The sequence below is a fragment of the Acetivibrio clariflavus DSM 19732 genome, from assembly GCF_000237085.1.
Classification (GTDB): domain Bacteria; phylum Bacillota; class Clostridia; order Acetivibrionales; family Acetivibrionaceae; genus Acetivibrio; species Acetivibrio clariflavus.
The window spans coordinates 2,609,457-2,626,741 of sequence record NC_016627.1; the positions used below are offsets into that span (position 1 = coordinate 2,609,457).

The 17,285-nt window shown below is 36.0% G+C and carries 16 protein-coding genes; 2 read left to right on the plus strand and 14 right to left on the minus strand.

Going from position 1 to position 17,285, the window contains the following annotated elements; genetic code table 11:
• Positions 1-359 precede the first annotated feature (359 nt).
• The 11 genes from CLOCL_RS11050 to CLOCL_RS11105 all read right to left on the minus strand — a co-directional run bounded on the left by CLOCL_RS11050 (position 360) and on the right by CLOCL_RS11105 (position 10,084).
• A complete protein-coding gene (locus CLOCL_RS11050) occupies positions 360-1,184 on the minus strand; it encodes an amino acid ABC transporter ATP-binding protein (protein WP_014255439.1) in 825 nt (274 codons plus the stop codon).
• Positions 1,168-1,878 (minus strand): amino acid ABC transporter permease, encoded by a 711-nt coding sequence (locus tag CLOCL_RS11055; RefSeq protein ID WP_014255440.1) that lies wholly within the window; start codon positions 1,876-1,878, stop codon positions 1,168-1,170. The genes CLOCL_RS11050 and CLOCL_RS11055 overlap by 17 nt, the downstream gene beginning before the upstream one ends.
• Positions 1,879-1,950: 72 nt before the next feature.
• Positions 1,951-2,802, minus strand: coding sequence for a transporter substrate-binding domain-containing protein (locus tag CLOCL_RS11060; RefSeq protein ID WP_014255441.1), 852 nt, complete (start codon positions 2,800-2,802; stop codon positions 1,951-1,953).
• A gap of 494 nt (positions 2,803-3,296) precedes the next feature.
• Positions 3,297-4,151: a dockerin type I repeat-containing protein gene (locus CLOCL_RS11065; RefSeq protein WP_041715097.1), complete on the minus strand. Its 855-nt coding sequence runs from the start codon at positions 4,149-4,151 to the stop codon at positions 3,297-3,299.
• Positions 4,152-4,263: 112 nt separating this feature from the next.
• Entirely contained in the window at positions 4,264-5,808 is a 1,545-nt protein-coding gene (locus CLOCL_RS11070) for a recombinase family protein (RefSeq protein ID WP_014255443.1), read from the minus strand.
• Between the two features lie 321 nt (positions 5,809-6,129).
• Positions 6,130-7,062 (minus strand): CPBP family intramembrane glutamic endopeptidase, encoded by a 933-nt coding sequence (locus CLOCL_RS11080; RefSeq protein ID WP_014255444.1) that lies wholly within the window; start codon positions 7,060-7,062, stop codon positions 6,130-6,132.
• Between the two features lie 64 nt (positions 7,063-7,126).
• Complete coding sequence (locus CLOCL_RS11085; RefSeq protein ID WP_014255445.1) at positions 7,127-7,708, minus strand: 5-formyltetrahydrofolate cyclo-ligase; 582 nt, start codon at positions 7,706-7,708, stop codon at positions 7,127-7,129.
• Between the two features lies 1 nt (position 7,709).
• Positions 7,710-8,381, minus strand: a complete 672-nt coding sequence (locus CLOCL_RS11090) for a DUF2085 domain-containing protein (RefSeq protein WP_014255446.1) — start codon at positions 8,379-8,381, stop codon at positions 7,710-7,712.
• A 4-nt stretch (positions 8,382-8,385) separates the two neighbouring features.
• Complete coding sequence (locus CLOCL_RS11095; RefSeq protein ID WP_014255447.1) at positions 8,386-9,096, minus strand: zinc ribbon domain-containing protein; 711 nt, start codon at positions 9,094-9,096, stop codon at positions 8,386-8,388.
• Between the two features lie 301 nt (positions 9,097-9,397).
• The gene (locus CLOCL_RS11100; protein ID WP_014255448.1) at positions 9,398-9,706 is read right to left on the minus strand and encodes a 50S ribosomal protein L25; all 309 of its coding nucleotides are present in this window, start codon (positions 9,704-9,706) and stop codon (positions 9,398-9,400) included.
• Between the two features lie 72 nt (positions 9,707-9,778).
• Positions 9,779-10,084: a hypothetical protein gene (locus CLOCL_RS11105; protein WP_014255449.1), complete on the minus strand. Its 306-nt coding sequence runs from the start codon at positions 10,082-10,084 to the stop codon at positions 9,779-9,781.
• A 431-nt stretch (positions 10,085-10,515) separates the two neighbouring features.
• On the opposite strand from CLOCL_RS11105, the gene CLOCL_RS11110 reads away from it, so the two are divergent.
• A complete protein-coding gene (locus CLOCL_RS11110) occupies positions 10,516-11,367 on the plus strand; it encodes a hypothetical protein (protein ID WP_245532780.1) in 852 nt (283 codons plus the stop codon).
• Positions 11,368-11,491: 124 nt separating this feature from the next.
• Here CLOCL_RS11110 and CLOCL_RS11115 read toward each other — a convergent pair whose 3' ends face one another.
• Positions 11,492-11,938, minus strand: coding sequence for a ferritin-like domain-containing protein (locus tag CLOCL_RS11115; RefSeq protein WP_014255451.1), 447 nt, complete (start codon positions 11,936-11,938; stop codon positions 11,492-11,494).
• Positions 11,939-12,288: 350 nt separating this feature from the next.
• Here CLOCL_RS11115 and CLOCL_RS11120 point away from each other — a divergent pair, with 350 nt between their 5' ends.
• Positions 12,289-13,536: a nucleotidyltransferase gene (locus tag CLOCL_RS11120; protein WP_014255452.1), complete on the plus strand. Its 1,248-nt coding sequence runs from the start codon at positions 12,289-12,291 to the stop codon at positions 13,534-13,536.
• A 172-nt stretch (positions 13,537-13,708) separates the two neighbouring features.
• On the opposite strand, the gene CLOCL_RS11125 is transcribed toward CLOCL_RS11120, so the two are convergent.
• Both CLOCL_RS11125 and CLOCL_RS11130 read right to left on the minus strand, forming a co-directional pair.
• Positions 13,709-15,376, minus strand: a complete 1,668-nt coding sequence (locus CLOCL_RS11125) for a ribonuclease J (protein ID WP_014255453.1) — start codon at positions 15,374-15,376, stop codon at positions 13,709-13,711.
• Between the two features lie 649 nt (positions 15,377-16,025).
• The gene (locus CLOCL_RS11130; RefSeq protein WP_014255454.1) at positions 16,026-17,249 is read right to left on the minus strand and encodes a glycosyltransferase family 4 protein; all 1,224 of its coding nucleotides are present in this window, start codon (positions 17,247-17,249) and stop codon (positions 16,026-16,028) included.
• Positions 17,250-17,285: the final 36 nt, after the last annotated feature.

A 17,285-nucleotide genomic window follows, 5' to 3' on the forward strand; every position in this document is an offset into this window, starting at 1 on the left:
CCTTGCAAGCAATCCGACACCAAGAATAACAATATTAATTATATTTTATATTCCAAGCATTGTAAAGTTTAGACAGTGAGTAAATAAAATATAGTGTCAATGACATTATTTATCAATCTTAATGGAGTTGACACAAAAAGGTATGACTGCAAACCTTGCAGTATAAAAATAAGATATTACAGATATAGAAAATATAATTTGACGGGTTTAATTTGCTGCAAAACAGAAAATCTTAATTAAGATGCGACAGCTAACAATAGATAAAGTCAGGGGATGGTACGGGAATTTTTTACCTGAAACAATAAAAAGAATACTTAATATTGTATCGTCAAATACTTCCGTCAATCCCCATAAGCACTTTATAATACCTTAGATAAAAATTCCTTGGTTCTTGGATTCTGAGGATTTGTAAAAATCTCCTCGGGAGTATTATCCTCCAAAATTTTTCCCCCATCCATAAACAAAACTCTGGTGGCCACTTCTCTTGCAAAACCCATTTCATGGGTTACTATGACCATGGTCATACCCTCTTCTGCCAACTGCTTGATAAGGTCAAGAACTTCTCCCACCATCTCGGGATCTAAAGCTGAAGTGGGCTCATCAAACAGAATGACCTTCGGGTTCATTGCAAGGGCACGAATTATTGCTATTCTTTGCTTCTGACCGCCGGAAAGAGTTGATGGATAGACATTAGCTTTGTCCTCCAAGCCGATTCTTTTCAGCAAGCGCATGGCGTTTTCCCTTGCCTCGGCCTTTATCTTTTCTTTTGATGTATTAATCTCATATAAAGGAGTTTTTTCCATTGCAAAAATGTTTTTAATTTTTATAAAGAAATTTTTAAACTTCTTTACATTAAGATCATGTATCCCTATATATACCGGTGCAAGCATTATATTTTCAATTACAGTTTTATTATTGAAGAGGTTGAACTGCTGAAATACCATTCCCATATCCCGACGATAGATATTAATATCTACCTTCATATCTGCAATGTCAACACCTTCAAATATAATAGATCCGCTTGTCGGATCCTCCATACAATTGAGGCAACGAAGAAAGGTGCTTTTTCCGCTTCCTGAAGGACCTATAATGGCAACCTTTTCTCCTTCTTTGATACTGACCGTAATATCCTTCAATACTTCAAGGTTGCCGTAGCTTTTTTTCAGGTTAATTACGTCTATCACTCTTTCTCAGCCTCCTTTCCATTACTTTTATAAGCGATGCTATTATCATAACCAATACAATATAGATTAGCGCCATAGCAAGGTATGGAACCATAAATTCATAGCTGTTGCTTCCTATATAACTAAAAGCAACGTATAAGTCTGAAGCACCCACAAAGCTTACAACAGAGGTTTCCTTGATCAACGCTATAAACTCATTTCCCAGCGTTGGCAATATATTTTTAACCGCCTGAGGAATAACTATCTTAAGCATTGTTACCCGATAACTCAACCCCAGTGCCCGGCCTGCCTCCATCTGACCATGGTCTACCGACATAATACCGCTTCTCATTATCTCAGAAACATAAGCACCGCTATTGAGACCGAATACCAGTACACATACCGTGAGTGGAGTCAATTTTATTCCAATAAGAGGAAGCACAACAAAATATGCTACCAAAAGCTGCACCACAACCGGCGTGCCTCTGAACAATCCGACATAAAAGTCACATATTTTCTCCAGTATTTTGGGTAATCTTTTATATTTAGGCATTACTTTGATACCGGCAATTATCGTACCGATAACAATACCTATAAAAAGTCCTAAAGTTGCAATACAGAGCGTATTCCAAAGTCCTATAAGGACTTTTGTATAGCCTTTATTGGTATAAAAAATCTCCCAAAACTTCATCAATTTTTTATCAAAATTTCCCATAATTGATCCCTTTTATACTAATATAATAAAATGCTTTTGAGTAAACTATAGAGTGTATATTTATTACTTCAATCAGTTAAGCTCGTTAATGGCTTTTACTATGCTTTGCGCAGGAGCCTCATCGATAATAACATAATTGATGTTGCCGTTAAGCATATCCTGGACTGCAAGAGAACCGGATTTGTAGCCTACACATTTGACATTATAGCCTTCAAAGCCCCAATCTTCATCGCCTTCAACATAAAATTGCCCTGTAGTGCCTGTCTGAACACCAATTTTGGTATCACTGCCCAATCCTGAAAGAATTGCTTCAACATCGGCCGCAGTTTTGCAATTGTCAAAGGTATTGTCATCCGCCTTGACAATGATTTTTTGCGAAGCATTATAGTATGGATCTGTGAAGGTAACATATTCTTTTCTGTCCTCTTTTATCGTAAGACCGGACATGGCAATATCGGCTTTTCCCTGACCTACCGCAAGACACACGGCATCAAAATCCATATTGCTTATAACCAGTTCTTTTCCGAGATAATCCGCAAGAAGTGCCGCAATTTCCATATCAATACCATAGTACTTATAGCCTACCATATATTCAAAAGGCTCAAAAGCTGCATTTGTTGCCACTATAAGCTGATCCTTGCTGCTGTCTTGCGCAGCTGAGGTAACAGGTTCAGGCTTACCATCGCCAAAATATTTATTGTTTATTTTTTCAAGAGTTCCGTCGGATTTAATTTTAGCAATAAATTCGTTCACCTTTGCAAGAAGTTCCGGTTGATTCTTATCTACTCCAAAGGCATATTCTTCATCGGTTAATGGAATATCGATAACTTTCGCACCGGAACTTTTGCTGCTTGAACCACACCCGGTAAGTATAAAACTGCAGAACATCAGCATTGAAATGGTTAAAACGAAAACTTTTTTCATAAAAATCTTCTCCTTAAAATTTTTAAAACTTATATATTTTATGCATTTAATTGTATAAATATAAATCATCTTATCTCAGCACTTTTGTCAACATAAATTAGTTATTTTTTAACTTAAAATACGATATTTAATTCAACAGACTCTGTCTATTCGCTTATCAAGCACATTTCAAGCATTTGTATATAAAATTTTATCGGTTATTTTGGCCTGCCGGCAATCATAATTTACATTACAGCCAAAACTCAATATCAAAAAATAATTTTATATTTATACATTTTTCAAACAAAACCTAAGCACTAAACTCCGGTATATAAAAAACTATCGTCAAAAACATAAAAAAATTTTGCATAAAAATACATTTATTTTTTTGAAAAAAGACAATAAAGCATTCCTTTAAAAAACGCAACAAAATTCCATAAAAATTTTTCACTTCACGGTCTGAAAGATATAAAAAAACCGGCAGTTTGAATTCTGCCGGTTTTTATAGTCCCATGCTATATACCGTCTTTCTTCATCGCATCAACAATTATACAATGGTTTATAAGATCCTGATCCGATTTAACCTCACTGGTATAGTTAAGTCCATAAGGCCAAAAATGGGTACTGTCACCTTTTATTACAGCATTACTGTCTCCTGTAATAGCCCTTATGGCTGCTGTAGCGTTTGGACCGGTATAAACCCCGTTAACTATCAGAGATGACCATTTGCCGGATGTTCCTACCCCAACAGTATGAGCAATTTCGTGCATAGCAGTAATATGATTCATATAACTGCGGTTTGATCCAAATCGGATTGTACCGTTAATATTTCCGTCAGCAGTCGAAACAGAAGGTTCATAGTATACCGTCAGTGTTTTTGTAATTGAAGTGTAATTATTGTAAAATTCTATTGCTTTATCCATAGCACTCTGAATTCTATTATAAGCATCTATCTGATCGGCTGTAGGATTGGAAACTTTTACAAGGGTATAGGTAACATTCCCCTTTTTAGGAGGAGCTGTCGGTGTAGGGGTAACCGCAGGAATATCCTCTGCAGGAAACTTTTTGATAAGACCCAGTAAATAACTTTTCATCAAAGCAAAGTCAATGGAATTAATCTCTCCGTCAGCGTTCACATCCCCGGCTTTCTTCCCATCAGGACCAGGAAATTCAGTAATCATACCCAAGATATACCCCTTAACCAAGGCATAATCAACTGAGTCCACACTGCCGGAGCCGTTGACATCCCCATACACAAATTCTGCACAATAGGCAAAATTCGAAAAAGCTAAAAGTATCACTGATATGAACAGAAACACTATAGCTTTTACCCAACCTGACTTTCTGTGTAACAAGCCTGACTTAATCATGATGTTAATCACCACTCCCCTCGAAAATCTTATCTAAAGTAATTTTATCACATTGGCAAACATTAATAAAGCCGGCAAAAAAGAGCTACAATCGGAAACTCAATTTACAGCTCTAATATTTATACTCTATGACTATCCCGCCAAATTCGGAAAGTCTGTTCCTGTCCTCTACAGCTATTAAATCTCCCCAAATCTCAACCGGATATTCATCTCCGGCCTCAAAAACTACAACTTTGTCAACAGCTGTTTTAATTATATCATTTGTAATGCTGCCGGCTTTCAATTGTTTTTTTAACAAGGAGATTATTTCTGATGCTGTCATTAAATCAGTGCACCTTTTCTTAACTTCCTCCAATTCCTCTCTTAATAACTGAACCTTTTCTTCCAACTGCCTATTCATTCTTACAAACAAATCCTCGGATATTTTTTGCTCTAACCTGTCTAAATACAGCATTTCCTGCTGCCTCAGTTTTTGACTGATCTGTTTTTCCAGCCTCTCACATTCAGTTCTGCCATCATCGGAAAATAAACTTTCCAGTCTTTGTATCAGCCTTGAATCCAGTTCCAAACTGTCAATCAGCTTTATAATATCTTCTATTACAATATCGACAAGCAGCTCCTCTCTTATATGATGGCTGCTGCAATCAATTCTTCCGTTTTTCCCGTAGCTGCTGCAAATATACGCCATAGGCCTGTTTTTTCTAGCTCTTGCAAACATTACTTTGCCGCATCTGCCGCAATATACAATACCCCTGAATAAGTGTATAACGCCTTTATGGGGTCCCGTACCTGCCAGCTTTTCCTTCATCATTTTTTGTACCCTATAAAATTCTTCCTTTTCTATTATGGCCTCGTGGGTATTTTCGGTTATAACCCACCTGTCCTCAGGAAGTCGCCGGGTTTTTTTGCTTTTAAAACTTATCCTCTCACTTATTCCCTGCACCGTATCCCCTATATATACTCTATTAGACAAAATACGTCTTACGGTGACGGGATTCCAGGTACCCTTTGAAGGCGAAGGACATCCTTTTTGATTTAAATAAGACGCTATGCGGCTATAGCCCCATCCTTCCTGATACAAAGCATAAATTTCTTTTACCACCTTTGCCTCATCATCGTTTACAACCAGTTTGTTTTTTTCATTAGGGGATTTTAAATAACCAAAGGGTGAATTTCCTATGTATTCACCCTTTTGTATTTTGAATCTTAAATTTGCCCGAATTTTTCTGGATATATCCTTGATATATCTTTCATTATACCAAGTGTCAATTCCAACGGTGTCATTATCCTTCAGGCTGTCGTATCTCCCGTCATAAGTAATTACCCTTACACCGTTTTCCTCCAGGTAGTCTAAAAACAGAAGAGTTTTTGCATTATTTCTTCCAAGCCTCGACAAATCTTTAATGACCAGTAAATTCACAATCCCTCTTGATATATCGTTTTTGAGTTCTTCAATCCCCTTTCTTTCAAATCCGGCTCCCGAGACATTGTCATCAACATATATCCTTACTATACTGCCTAAATTCCTGCTCTTAACAAACTCCTCCAAAAGTCCTCGCTGGGTTTCAATGGTTTCATAATTCTGTTCGTTATCATCTCTGCTCTCTCTGACGTATATGGCTACTTTATATACGTCCCCATGTTTACTACCGCACATCCTTTCAATTTTTGTCCCTCAGCATTAACCGGGCTATTTTAATTAAAATATCTTCCTCCATCAGCTGCTTTTTGAATTTTTTTACAATAATTTTTGACACCTTTTTTTTCTTCATTTTTATGCCGAAGCAACAAAATCTACTAAAAAATATATATGCTGTTAGTGTTGATAATAAAAATTGTCCCAAGGTCATATATATTAAATATTTCTTACCTTCCACACACACTGTTTGCCAGTAACTTTTACATATTTTAAGGCCGGATTTTTGCAAACCAATAATGAGATAACAAATTGTTTCTTATGATAATTGATTTCGTCATATCATAGGCTAATAGTAATAAGATACAGTCCGATAAATATTATGTACAGAACTATTACAACAACTATGGGCCAGTGAGAAATTATTGAAATCGCATCGTTTAAAACAGTGGTTCTCGACTCCTTAATTCTGCATTTCCCTTCTGTAGCGAATTTAAAACATATCAAAAGCAAAAAAACAAATACAGCACATATTGCACCGAATAACAATGTATATCCCAAATCCTGCAATGTATAAAAACTCGAATCCCTTTCCATATCTTTGAGTAAGTACTGCAGTATTGTAGCCAGAAAATTATTCATAAAGTGGGCAATTACACCGGCAAAAATGGAATTGGTTCTTACCACATAATAGCCGAATAATATTCCCAATAATATTGGTCCTAACAAATTGGTAATATCAAAATGAAAGACACCAAACATGATTCCCGATATAACAACAGCCTTCATAGTTCCTCTGTTTTCGTATGCCTTCAATAATAGTCCCCTGTGCAAAATTTCCTCACATATAGCAGGTGCTATCGCTATTACAAGCAGTGTAACAAATACTTCTCCGGGATTTTTAGGTAGAGGTATTGGCAAATCATCCGGTACCCGACCTATAAACTGCAGGATATAAAAAACAATTGAATTTAATGCCGAAGCAGCATAAAAAGCCGGTGCGGATATCAATATTATCAAAAATGAAGGCAACAATCCCGGACTGTTAAACCTTAGAGTATCCTTTATATTTATTTTGTTCCCGATCATATAAAACAAAGCGGGAAACAAAATACAATAAAACTGAATCATCATTAAAATCAACAACATATTATCATCAAGAATGTTTCCAAATGCGATGTCCACCAGCTCAGTCACAAAGGAAAATACAATATTTATAACCAATACAAGCATAAAAACCTTGTTTGCACCAGTTACCGTTACTTTGTTCTCCACAGCAGCATTTATCCTTTCTATTGATAATATTATAAAGGAAATACAATATCAGTTTAAAATCTTCCTAAATAATCCTCTTTTCCGTTATAACAAAGTCCAGCGGAATATCATGTTCTTCAACTGGTATAAAATCATATATCTGAAATTCAAAAGCAATTCCTGCTTTAGGACAATCGTTTCTAACCGATTTAAGAAATCTGTCATAAAGCCCTGCTCCATAACCAACCCTGTTTCTATGTGTATCAAACGCAACTCCCGGTACTATAACCAAATCAATTTCCTCAGGATTAAAAATTTCTGCCCTGTCCTTTTTTGGCTCCAAAATACCGAAGGTTCCTGCACTTAAATCCCTTTCCAGATCCTTAACCTCATAAGGCACAATCCTCTTTACACCATCAATTGTATCCACAAGAGGCAAAATCACCTTTTTCCCTTCTTCAAAACAATGACTTATTATATACTTAGTCATCACTTCATTTTTAAAGTCCATATAACACATTATTGCCCGACCGTTTATAAAAGGTTCCAGATCAATAACTTTTTTAGTGATTTCAATACTTTTGTTTTCTATAATTTCCCTGCTTTCATTTTTTCTCAGGGAAGCAATCTCTTGTCTAATGAGTTTTTTCGTTAGCAATTTGCTCACCTTAAATCCCTATTTGATACATTATCCATTCTATTACATAGTATTTAAATATATACAACATCCCGAAAATTACAGCTGTTATTCCCAGAGAATATACTCCCCTTCTTTCGGGATTTCCTAAATTCAATAGTTTTATTACTGTATAACCCAGTCTTGAAATTATAAACACCAAACCTGACAGGCACGCAGTAGAAACTGTCCACCAGGACGGTATTTCAAACTTTAAAATAATAAAGGCCGCCAAAACATTTATAAAGGACAGCAATAATAAATCAGTACCACCGTCAATTACTTTTAATCGGTTTGAGCCATCAACTTTATAATTGGCTGCAGGAATCAGAAAAAGAGCTATGGGCATGCCAAAGAAAATTCCAGTTAACAGCCTTACAGTATTATTTGTCTGCCTGATTGATGCATAGGAACTGACGGCATCAATCATCATTGGAACAGTTAACATAACCAATAATATACCGGTTCGAGTTGACGGAACTTTATCGGCTTTTAACTTCCTGCGGGAAATACAGTATATTAATGCAATAAAAATTCCCAAATATATGCCTGTATCCCTTGCACAAAAAGGAAGAGGCTTTTCACCAATATATATGGTACGTTCCCGTATCTGGTGGCACACTAAACTGCCTATAAAAAAGTATGCTTTTGAAATTATATCCATATTACTAAATACCACTATTTCCAGGAATTAGCAATCCTACAACGCAACAGAAAATAGCCCAAATTACAAAAACAATAATTGAGTTAACCATCAATGCCACTCCAAAGGATCTTTTGTCAGTATCTCCTTCCGAGTTCATAAACACAATTGCTGTTATTACACCTACTAATTGGCCTAATCCCGGTATAGCATTGCTTACAGATGTCAAAAACACCTTCATTGCATTGCTGAGAGAAGGTTTTTCATAAGCCCTCACGGCAGGAGTATTTATCATGGTAGGTCTCTGCGGTCTTATATTATTATTTACAGCAGGCCTTTGCACAGCAATTTGTTCTTGCTGCGGCATTTGTGTACCGCTTTCGATAAATCCTTCCGCCTTTGCCTGCACATTCATCTTTTCTTCCCCAAGTGTATTGTCGTTGGCATCAAACAGTCCGCCTTTATTCATTTCGTCGTTAATTTTTTCCTCATTTATAAAATCCTTGGCACTAATATCGGTATTAATGTAATTATCGCTTAGTCCCTTGGAATTATAGCTACTTGTACTTTCTGTCGTTGAACCGTCATCATAAAATCCGTCATTTTTCACCTCATCATTGCTCAGGTTTCTTTCCCTGCTAAGAATACTGCCGCAATAAGGACATCTCTTCGCATCCGGTGATATCTCTTCACCGCAAAAATTACACACAGCTTTTTCTTCTCCAAAATTGTTCATATAACCACTCCTATCTTTCATAAAGCTGCAGCTGTTCATTTCAAAGTTTTTTTTAATATTCTTCAAAATTAGATAAAATCCTTCAATCTTCTTTCTAAAAACAGTTCAACCCTTATTTTAAAAAAATATACAAAAGCATTATATTTCAGTCAAACAAATAAATCAACTGTAAAATAAATAGAAAACGACACTGTACCTTATTACAGTGCCATTTCTGTCTGATTGCGTAATTAATCCTTCTGTTATTTTATTGAAAATGATATTTATTTTTTTTATTACAAAATATAAATTTAAAATAGTCTTAATGTATGTAATTATGCGATTCAATTGGCATCAAATCAACGTGAAGAATCTCCCCGCCGACAGGTTCCCTCTGTACTTCCTTGATTATTGCCTTAAACTGCTTGCCGTCAAAATTAACATTGAGAACTATCTCTTCCTCCACTCTGCCTGCCAGTACAGCTCTTAATTCATCTCTGTTTATTTCAATGGGCAGGCTTTCCTTTCCCTGATATAAGACACCCGGCACCTTACCTTCCCGAACGATTTTTCTTACTCCTGACGAACCCAACTCTGTTCTGTTCTCTACACTAATATTAAATTCTTCCATATCAATTCTCCTTTACCAATGAAACTTATTTCATTAGTAAAGTATTGCCTAAAAATTAAGGATTAATACCTGTCATACTTCTTCCCTGTCCCAGTCCTCATAATATAAATACAGCAATGCTTTTATGATATCGTTGCAATTCTCGGAAGTAACCATGTGAATATCTCCATCATCAACCTGAATAAAAATTTTAATACTATATTCGTAACTGTTGTCTATTACTGTACTAATTATATCAATAGCTTCAAGAGGCCTGTTGTATTTATAGGTCCATTGTCCAACATCACTGTCTAAGTCTATTTCTTTTTGGTAAAACTTTTCCAAGAAATTTTTTATTTCTCCAACTTTCCTTGAACAAAGACTTACATTAATACTCATTAAGTGGTTCCCCCTATTTTTTATTGCATGTCCTTTGAGTTTTTAACCTTTTTTAATTATAAAGTTCTTCTTTAAAGGCTGTTAAAAAGTTATTCACTCAAAGCACATTTAAAATATTAAATTTGACAATATTAAAGAAAAACCTTTATGTAATTTTTTCTTTTGTTTCGGAATAGTACAACCGTATTTAAATTTATTATTTTGAAATAATAATAGTAGCTATAATACTAGTAGAAATGGAGGTAGTTACGGCCATATATTTCAGAAAAATTTTACATAATCCCCATGAATTTTTCTTGAAATATATGACCTAAGACAATATGAGACTGAAGCCAAGTTTATCCTTATTATTAATTTTTATCATAGCTTGCACTTTACTTATTGGCGGGTGTAAACGGAAAGAGCAATCGCCGGAATCACAGGCAAAACAAATGAAAGGAACCGAAAAATCCGATAAAATCCCTGAAGATCTTGAAAAAATAGAAAACAGCATAGAAAAAATAATTAATGTTTTGGAAGGCCCGGCTGTTACAATTAAAAGCGAGGAAGATCAGGGTAAAAATAAAGCGGGTCAATCCCCAAAACCTAAAAGCAATGAGAAAGAAGCTAAAGAAAAAAGCAATGAGGAAGAACCTCGAGCCGAAGAAAAAAGCCAGGAATATGAATCGGAGAGCAAAGAAAAGAAAACCACTGAAGAACAAAAAAACTCTGAAGGCAGTGACAGCGAAAAAGGTGCCGCTCAAAAAGATCCCTGGCAGGAAATTTCTTCTATCACAAATCAATTACATTATGAATGGAATGCCTATATTCCGTCTGCAATGAAAAAGAATGCCGGAAAAGACTTAATTGACAAATTTGACAATTCATTAAACAATTTAACATCCAATGCTGTAACAAAAGACAAAAATAAAACCCTTTTGGCTGCCAATGAATTGTATCAATATATTCCGGATTTTTATATGTTGTATAAGACTCCATCATCGCCCGAAATCAAAAGGATTAGGTATTACATCCGGAACGCTGTATTAAATGCCTCAATTTTAAACTGGGACCAGGCCCGTAAAGATATAGAAAATTTAAAATCTTCCTGGGCAATATACAAAAACACGATAAATGCCCAAAACCAAGATCTTGCCAGTAAACTTGACTATTCAATTTATGAACTTGAAAAAGTTGTCAATGAAAGCAATGTGTATCTCACTGACATAAAAGGAAGAATTGCAATTTCAAATACCGAAAGCATTGAAAAAGCAGAAAAAGAAATGGAAAAAGAAAAGCAATAAAAAAAAGTTACAGCAAAAAGGCAGTAATCAAATTTTAACTACTGCCTTTAATTTTTATTCAATATCTAATAGCTATGCCTCTCATCAGCCTCATATTTACATTCTAATTACCGTTTTCAAATAACTAATTTAATTCTTCCAATTCTTCTATAATCCGGTTTATATTGAATAAATGCTCATGTTCTTTTGCCAGAATATCCTGCATTAATTTAGCACTTTCATCATCAAGGTCACCTTTTATAATCTCTTTAACCATTGCTATACCTTTGCCTTCGCCATCATAGGCCTGTTTAACCAAGTCTATGGTTTTCTTGTCTCCCATGGTTCTCATAGCAAGCTTTGCATTGGCCATAACCCCTGCAAACCCAAGATCTTCTTTAGGCTCTCCACCCAGTTCTTCTATTCTTTTTTCCAGTAATTTAACATGCCTTTTATGGTCATCGAGTATTTTTTGAAATTCTTCTTTTACACGGTCATCCTCTACCATATGAATAAATCTGTCATAGGATTCCACAGCCATGTGTTCGCCTTTTAAAACTGTATTCAATTCATTAACTACAGTATTTTCCATTTCCCTTCTTCTCCTTTTGTAAAAAATAATATGCAATTTTACGAATAGATATTTGCTTCAATAATATTATCTCCCGCAAAACAGTATTTATTTTTTAAGAAGATACTTCCAAAAAAAGCCCCTGTGATTTTTACAGCTTAAAATTTCCTGAAATTAAATTCTATAAAACATCAATAGGAAAACTTTTTAAAAATCAAAATTGGAATTAGAAATTTTATATAAATTCCGGCAAGTAAACATATTTTGAAAAAATAAAAATTTACTTATTCTAAATGCAAAGTACATAGGTTATAATATACAAGTGTTCCATAGCAGAATTTATTTAATAATAAGTTCGAAAGGAATTTTTTATGCGGGTATTGGGTTTGATTGTTGAATACAATCCATTTCACAACGGTCACTTATATCATCTTGAACAAGCTAAAAGCTTGTGCAATGCCGACTATGTCCTTTGCGTAATGAGCGGGAACTATATTCAGAGAGGGGAACCTGCCATTGTAAACAAGTGGGCTCGTGCCAAAATGGCTTTACAATGTGGAGTTGATTTGGTTATTGAGCTTCCCGTTCCCTATGCTATGTCCAGCGCCGAATTTTTCGCGTTTGGTGCCGTAAAAATTCTCAACGATATCGGCGTGGTGAACTATTTGTGCTTTGGAAGTGAGACAGCAGACATAAATACCTTTGATATTATCGCAGATATTCTGGTCAGTGAACCGGAAAGCTACAAAAACGTGTTAAAACAGGAGTTGGGTAAGGGAAAATCCTTTCCTTCGGCAAGGGAAACGGCACTAAAAAGCTTTTTATCGGAAAAAGGCACTGACATATCCGACTTTGAAGCAGTTATCGGATCGTCAAACAACATACTCGGAATAGAATACATTAAGGCATTGAAAAGGTTAAAAAGCAGAATTACTCCCGTTACAATAAAACGTATAAATAATTCTTACAATTCGGAGGAAATCACAGGCAGTATTTCAAGCGCCACCTCCATAAGAAAATTAATTCAAACCCAAAAAAGTCAGTTGGATGCAGTCCTTCCGGCCAATTGCCTAAATATTCTGGAAGAAGAGTTTGATTCCGGAAGAGGTCCTATATATCCTAATAATTATGAATTGCTGATCCTTTCAAACCTCCGCAGAATGACCAAAGAAGAGATAAGAATGCTCCCCTATGTTTCGGAAGGAATGGAAAATCGCATAAAGGTTGCAGCAGAGACTTCCGGCACATGGGATGAACTTATCGAAAAAATATGTACCAAAAGATATACCAGGACAAGAGTTCAAAGAATACTTACCGGTATAATGACCGGGCTTACTTCCGTTGACTTTGATAGCTTCAACAAATTCGGAGGACCCCAGTATGCAAGAGTTTTAGGCCTCAATAACAAGGGAAGACAGCTTTTATCCTATATGAATAAAGTCTCCCGCATTCCCATTATAACCAAAACTGCCGATTTTACCAATTCCTGTAATCCGCTTTTAAGAAAAATGCTTAAGATAGAAGCTTTTGCTACTGATATGTATGTACTGGGCTATCCAAATCTCCTTTACCGTAAAGCCGGTCAGGAGTTCACCCAGAATGTAATTGTCATTAAATAACTGACCATAACTTATGCCAATTCTGTCTTTCCAAGAATCAATTAACTGTAACAACCCATTAATTTATAGCATTTCCCAATAAACAACAGTCTTTTTATAAAGCTTAAAATCCGCCCAAATAATTTAACCTTTACAAACCGCCCGGAGCAGTTTGTAAAGGTTAATCAAAGCCTTAAACTTCCATAATTATCGGAAGAATCATCGGACGCCTTTTTGTCTTTTCATATAAGTAATCCCTTAACGCATCCCTGATTATGCTCTTTTTGGTAGACCAATCATTCTTCCTCTTATTTTCACATTTTTGAAGGGCCTGACGAGTAATCTCCTTTATCTCCTCAATTAAGTCTTCCGATTCCCGAACATATACAAAACCTCTTGAGATAATGTCGGGTCCTGCAACAACATTTCCTGTATCCCCTTCAATGGTAATAACTATTACAATAAGACCGTCCTGAGACAAATGCTTTCTATCCCTCAATACGATATTTCCTACATCTCCAACACCCAGGCCGTCCACCAGTACTTTACCGGCTGTAACGCTTCCGTTAATGCGGGCTGAATCTTCCGTCAATTCGATAACTTTACCTATATCCATAATAAAAATGTTTTCCGACGGCATTCCCAATTCGTTCACAAGATTTGCATGACGTTTCAGGTGCCTGAACTCTCCATGTACGGGAATAAAAAACTTAGGCTTTATGAGGCTGTAAATCAGTTTCAGCTCTTCCTGGCTGGCATGTCCTGAAACGTGAATGTCTGCTAATGATTCATATATAACTTCTGCACCTTTGCGGAAAAGGTCATTTACAACTTTTGAAATTGTCTTTTCATTCCCCGGTATAGGACTGGCTGAAATAATTACAAGGTCTCCCGGAACAATATCCACCTTCTTGTGATCTCCGGATGCCATTCTTGCCAACGCAGACATAGGTTCACCCTGGCTTCCCGTTGTAATAATAACCAGCCTTTCGTCAGGATATTTTGAAATCTGGTCTATATCGATAAGCATCCCTTCCGGCATATTAAGGTAGCCCAAATTCATGGCAACTTTTGCTACATTAATCATACTCCTGCCGCATATGGCTATTTTCCTGTTAAACTTGATAGCTGCATTCACAACCTGCTGGATTCTGTGAACATTTGAAGCAAAGGTGGCAATAATTATCCTTTTCCTTGCATTCATGAATATTTCTTCAAAAGTCTCTCCAACAGTCCTTTCAGACATGGTATAACCCGGGCGTTCTACATTGGTACTGTCACTCATAAGCAAAAGAACACCTTTATTGCCCAATTCCGCCAATCTGGCCAAATCCATCGGTTGTCCTTCAATTGGCGTATAGTCAATTTTAAAGTCTCCGGTATGCACAACAGTACCGACGGGAGTATGTATAGCAAGGGCTACAGAATCAGCTATACTGTGGGTTGAACGAATAAATTCCACTTTAAAACAACCGAGATTAATAACATCCGACGGTTTAACTACCCTTAAATCTACATTTTTTGAAATACCGTGTTCCTCAAGTTTTTGTTCCAACAGCCCCAGTGTCAGCCTTGTCCCGTATACAGGCACTTTTAAGTCCTTCAATATATAGGGAAGCGCTCCTATATGATCTTCATGTCCGTGGGTTACAACAATTCCTCTGACTTTTTCGTAATTCTTTGTGATATAGGTTACATCAGGAATAACAAGGTCTATTCCCAACATATCGTCTTCAGGAAAAGCCACTCCGCAATCGACAACAAACATATCCTCATCGTATTCAAATACCGTTATGTTTTTGCCGATTTCCCCCATTCCCCCGAGTGGAATTATCTTTAGTTTTTTCTTCTTTTTAGCCACAATTAAACCTCCACTTTCTTCTAATTTCTTCATAAGTTGTTTGCTTTATTTTTATATAACCTTTCATATTTTCCATGTTCAAAATCATGTCAAGGTTCATAAATATGTGTCATGTTTCTAAAATCCGACCCCGTTATAAACACAATTGTTCCTTTTATAGCTTTATTATCCATAAAAAAGCTGTTATTTTCCCTAACGAATGCTTTATATCCGAAAACACGTGAACGGAAAGTTCAGTGTATCGGAACAACCAATCCTAAGCATCCTTCATAAACCGGTAAAGGAAAAAATTCATTCCACTCCCCAGATATCGGGAGTTAAAAATGACCTACTAAAACAGTTTGTTTGTCAGTTTGCATTTATATAAACTTTACACGGTGAATTATAATCAAAGCATCAGCAATTTATAACTTTTCCAAAAAAAATTATAAACTAATTTTATCGCTTTATAATCTCCATATATCTTTAACCGATTAATATCCGTCAAACATCAAATATTTTCCGGTACTCCAAATTATACAGGCTTATCAGTGCATTTTGTCAGCAACTTTTATATTATAGCACATTTTTCTAATAAAAAAACATTATTTATCCATAAAATCCTTTCAGGTTAATATAAAACCTTATAATTGAACTTTTAAAAAGATTTTTACAACTTATCCAGCTCTTCTTTTATGCTGGGCAGTTTCCAGTTTATTCTTCTTGCATCTCGTATAACGTCGCTATAAACATTAAGCGTTTGTTTGGCAATTATATCCCAGTTATATATGGTATTAACCTTTTCAAATGCTCTCTTTTTCATTTTTTCAGCTTTATCCGGATTGTGCAGTATCTCCAGTATACTGTCGGCAAGAGAATTAGGATTGCCGGTATAAGACTTCATTCCATCCACACCGTGTTCAACAATCTCAGCAAGGCCTCCAGCCTCCGATACCACCACCGGCACATTAGCCACCATTCCCTCCAGAGCAACAATGCCGAAAGGTTCATATAGACTTGGAAATACTGCCACATCAGCACATTTATATAGTTTTTTAAGTTCATCCTCACATAGATAACCGGTAAAATAGACTTTATGAGCTATTCCTTTGTGATAGGCCATAGCTTTCAAATGTTCAAGCTCAGGACCTTTTCCGGCTATTACAAATTTTGCGTCATTGTAATAGTGAAGGGTTTTGGGAATAGCATCAATTAAAACATGCACTCCTTTTTCATTCACAAGTCTTCCGACAAAGAAAACTATTTTTTCGTTATCGGCTGCAAATCTTCTCCTGTATTCAATATCCCTTTCATATCCTTTAAATTTATCCAAATCCACACCGTTAGGAATAATATAAATCTTGTCATCGGGTACATTAAAAACATGTTTTACTTCATTTCGCATATACGCACTGTTTACAATAAGTTTCCACGATTCGTACGCAAGCCACCATTCAACGTTGCTGATGTAACTCTGAGTCTCATTATGTATTCCACAGTTTCTTCCGTGTTCCGTTGCATGGATTGTTGCCACCATCGGTATGGTAAACGAATACTTTAATGCTCTTGCGGCGAAAGCCACAATCCAGTCGTGAGCATGAATTATATCAAACCTTCCGGTTTCATTTATCAGTTTGACTCCATATTCTATGATTACATAATTCAGTTGCAACACCCAATCAACAAAATTGTTGGCAACCACGTCATAAGAGTGAAGTCTGTGGACATACACATTTTTATCCTTTTCCAACTCTTTTGTACCCATTTCCCAACATGTTATAACATGAACTTCATTTCCTTCCGATGCAATTTTTTGTGCCAAACCATGTACAACTCTGGATATTCCTCCAACTATTCTGGGAGGATATTCCCACGATAGCATTAAAACACGCATAATACTCTCCTCCAAGCATAAAACAAGAGGCTGCAT

Bases quoted from the DNA above. Each gene is read 5' to 3' on its own strand.
- CLOCL_RS11105 (WP_014255449.1), bottom strand. From the start codon at position 10,084: ATGAGTATTAATGTAAGTCTTTGTTCAAGGAAAGTTGGAGAAATAAAA.
- CLOCL_RS11110 (WP_245532780.1), top strand. From the start codon at position 10,516: ATGAAAGGAACCGAAAAATCCGATAAAATCCCTGAAGATCTTGAAAAA.
- CLOCL_RS11095 (WP_014255447.1), bottom strand. From the start codon at position 9,096: ATGAACAATTTTGGAGAAGAAAAAGCTGTGTGTAATTTTTGCGGTGAA.
- CLOCL_RS11060 (WP_014255441.1), bottom strand. From the start codon at position 2,802: ATGAAAAAAGTTTTCGTTTTAACCATTTCAATGCTGATGTTCTGCAGT.
- CLOCL_RS11100 (WP_014255448.1), bottom strand. From the start codon at position 9,706: ATGGAAGAATTTAATATTAGTGTAGAGAACAGAACAGAGTTGGGTTCG.
- CLOCL_RS11070 (WP_014255443.1), bottom strand. From the start codon at position 5,808: ATGTGCGGTAGTAAACATGGGGACGTATATAAAGTAGCCATATACGTC.
- CLOCL_RS11090 (WP_014255446.1), bottom strand. From the start codon at position 8,381: ATGGATATAATTTCAAAAGCATACTTTTTTATAGGCAGTTTAGTGTGC.
- CLOCL_RS11055 (WP_014255440.1), bottom strand. From the start codon at position 1,878: ATGGGAAATTTTGATAAAAAATTGATGAAGTTTTGGGAGATTTTTTAT.
- CLOCL_RS11130 (WP_014255454.1), bottom strand. From the start codon at position 17,249: ATGCGTGTTTTAATGCTATCGTGGGAATATCCTCCCAGAATAGTTGGA.
- CLOCL_RS11115 (WP_014255451.1), bottom strand. From the start codon at position 11,938: ATGGAAAATACTGTAGTTAATGAATTGAATACAGTTTTAAAAGGCGAA.
- CLOCL_RS11120 (WP_014255452.1), top strand. From the start codon at position 12,289: ATGCGGGTATTGGGTTTGATTGTTGAATACAATCCATTTCACAACGGT.
- CLOCL_RS11065 (WP_041715097.1), bottom strand. From the start codon at position 4,151: ATGATTAAGTCAGGCTTGTTACACAGAAAGTCAGGTTGGGTAAAAGCT.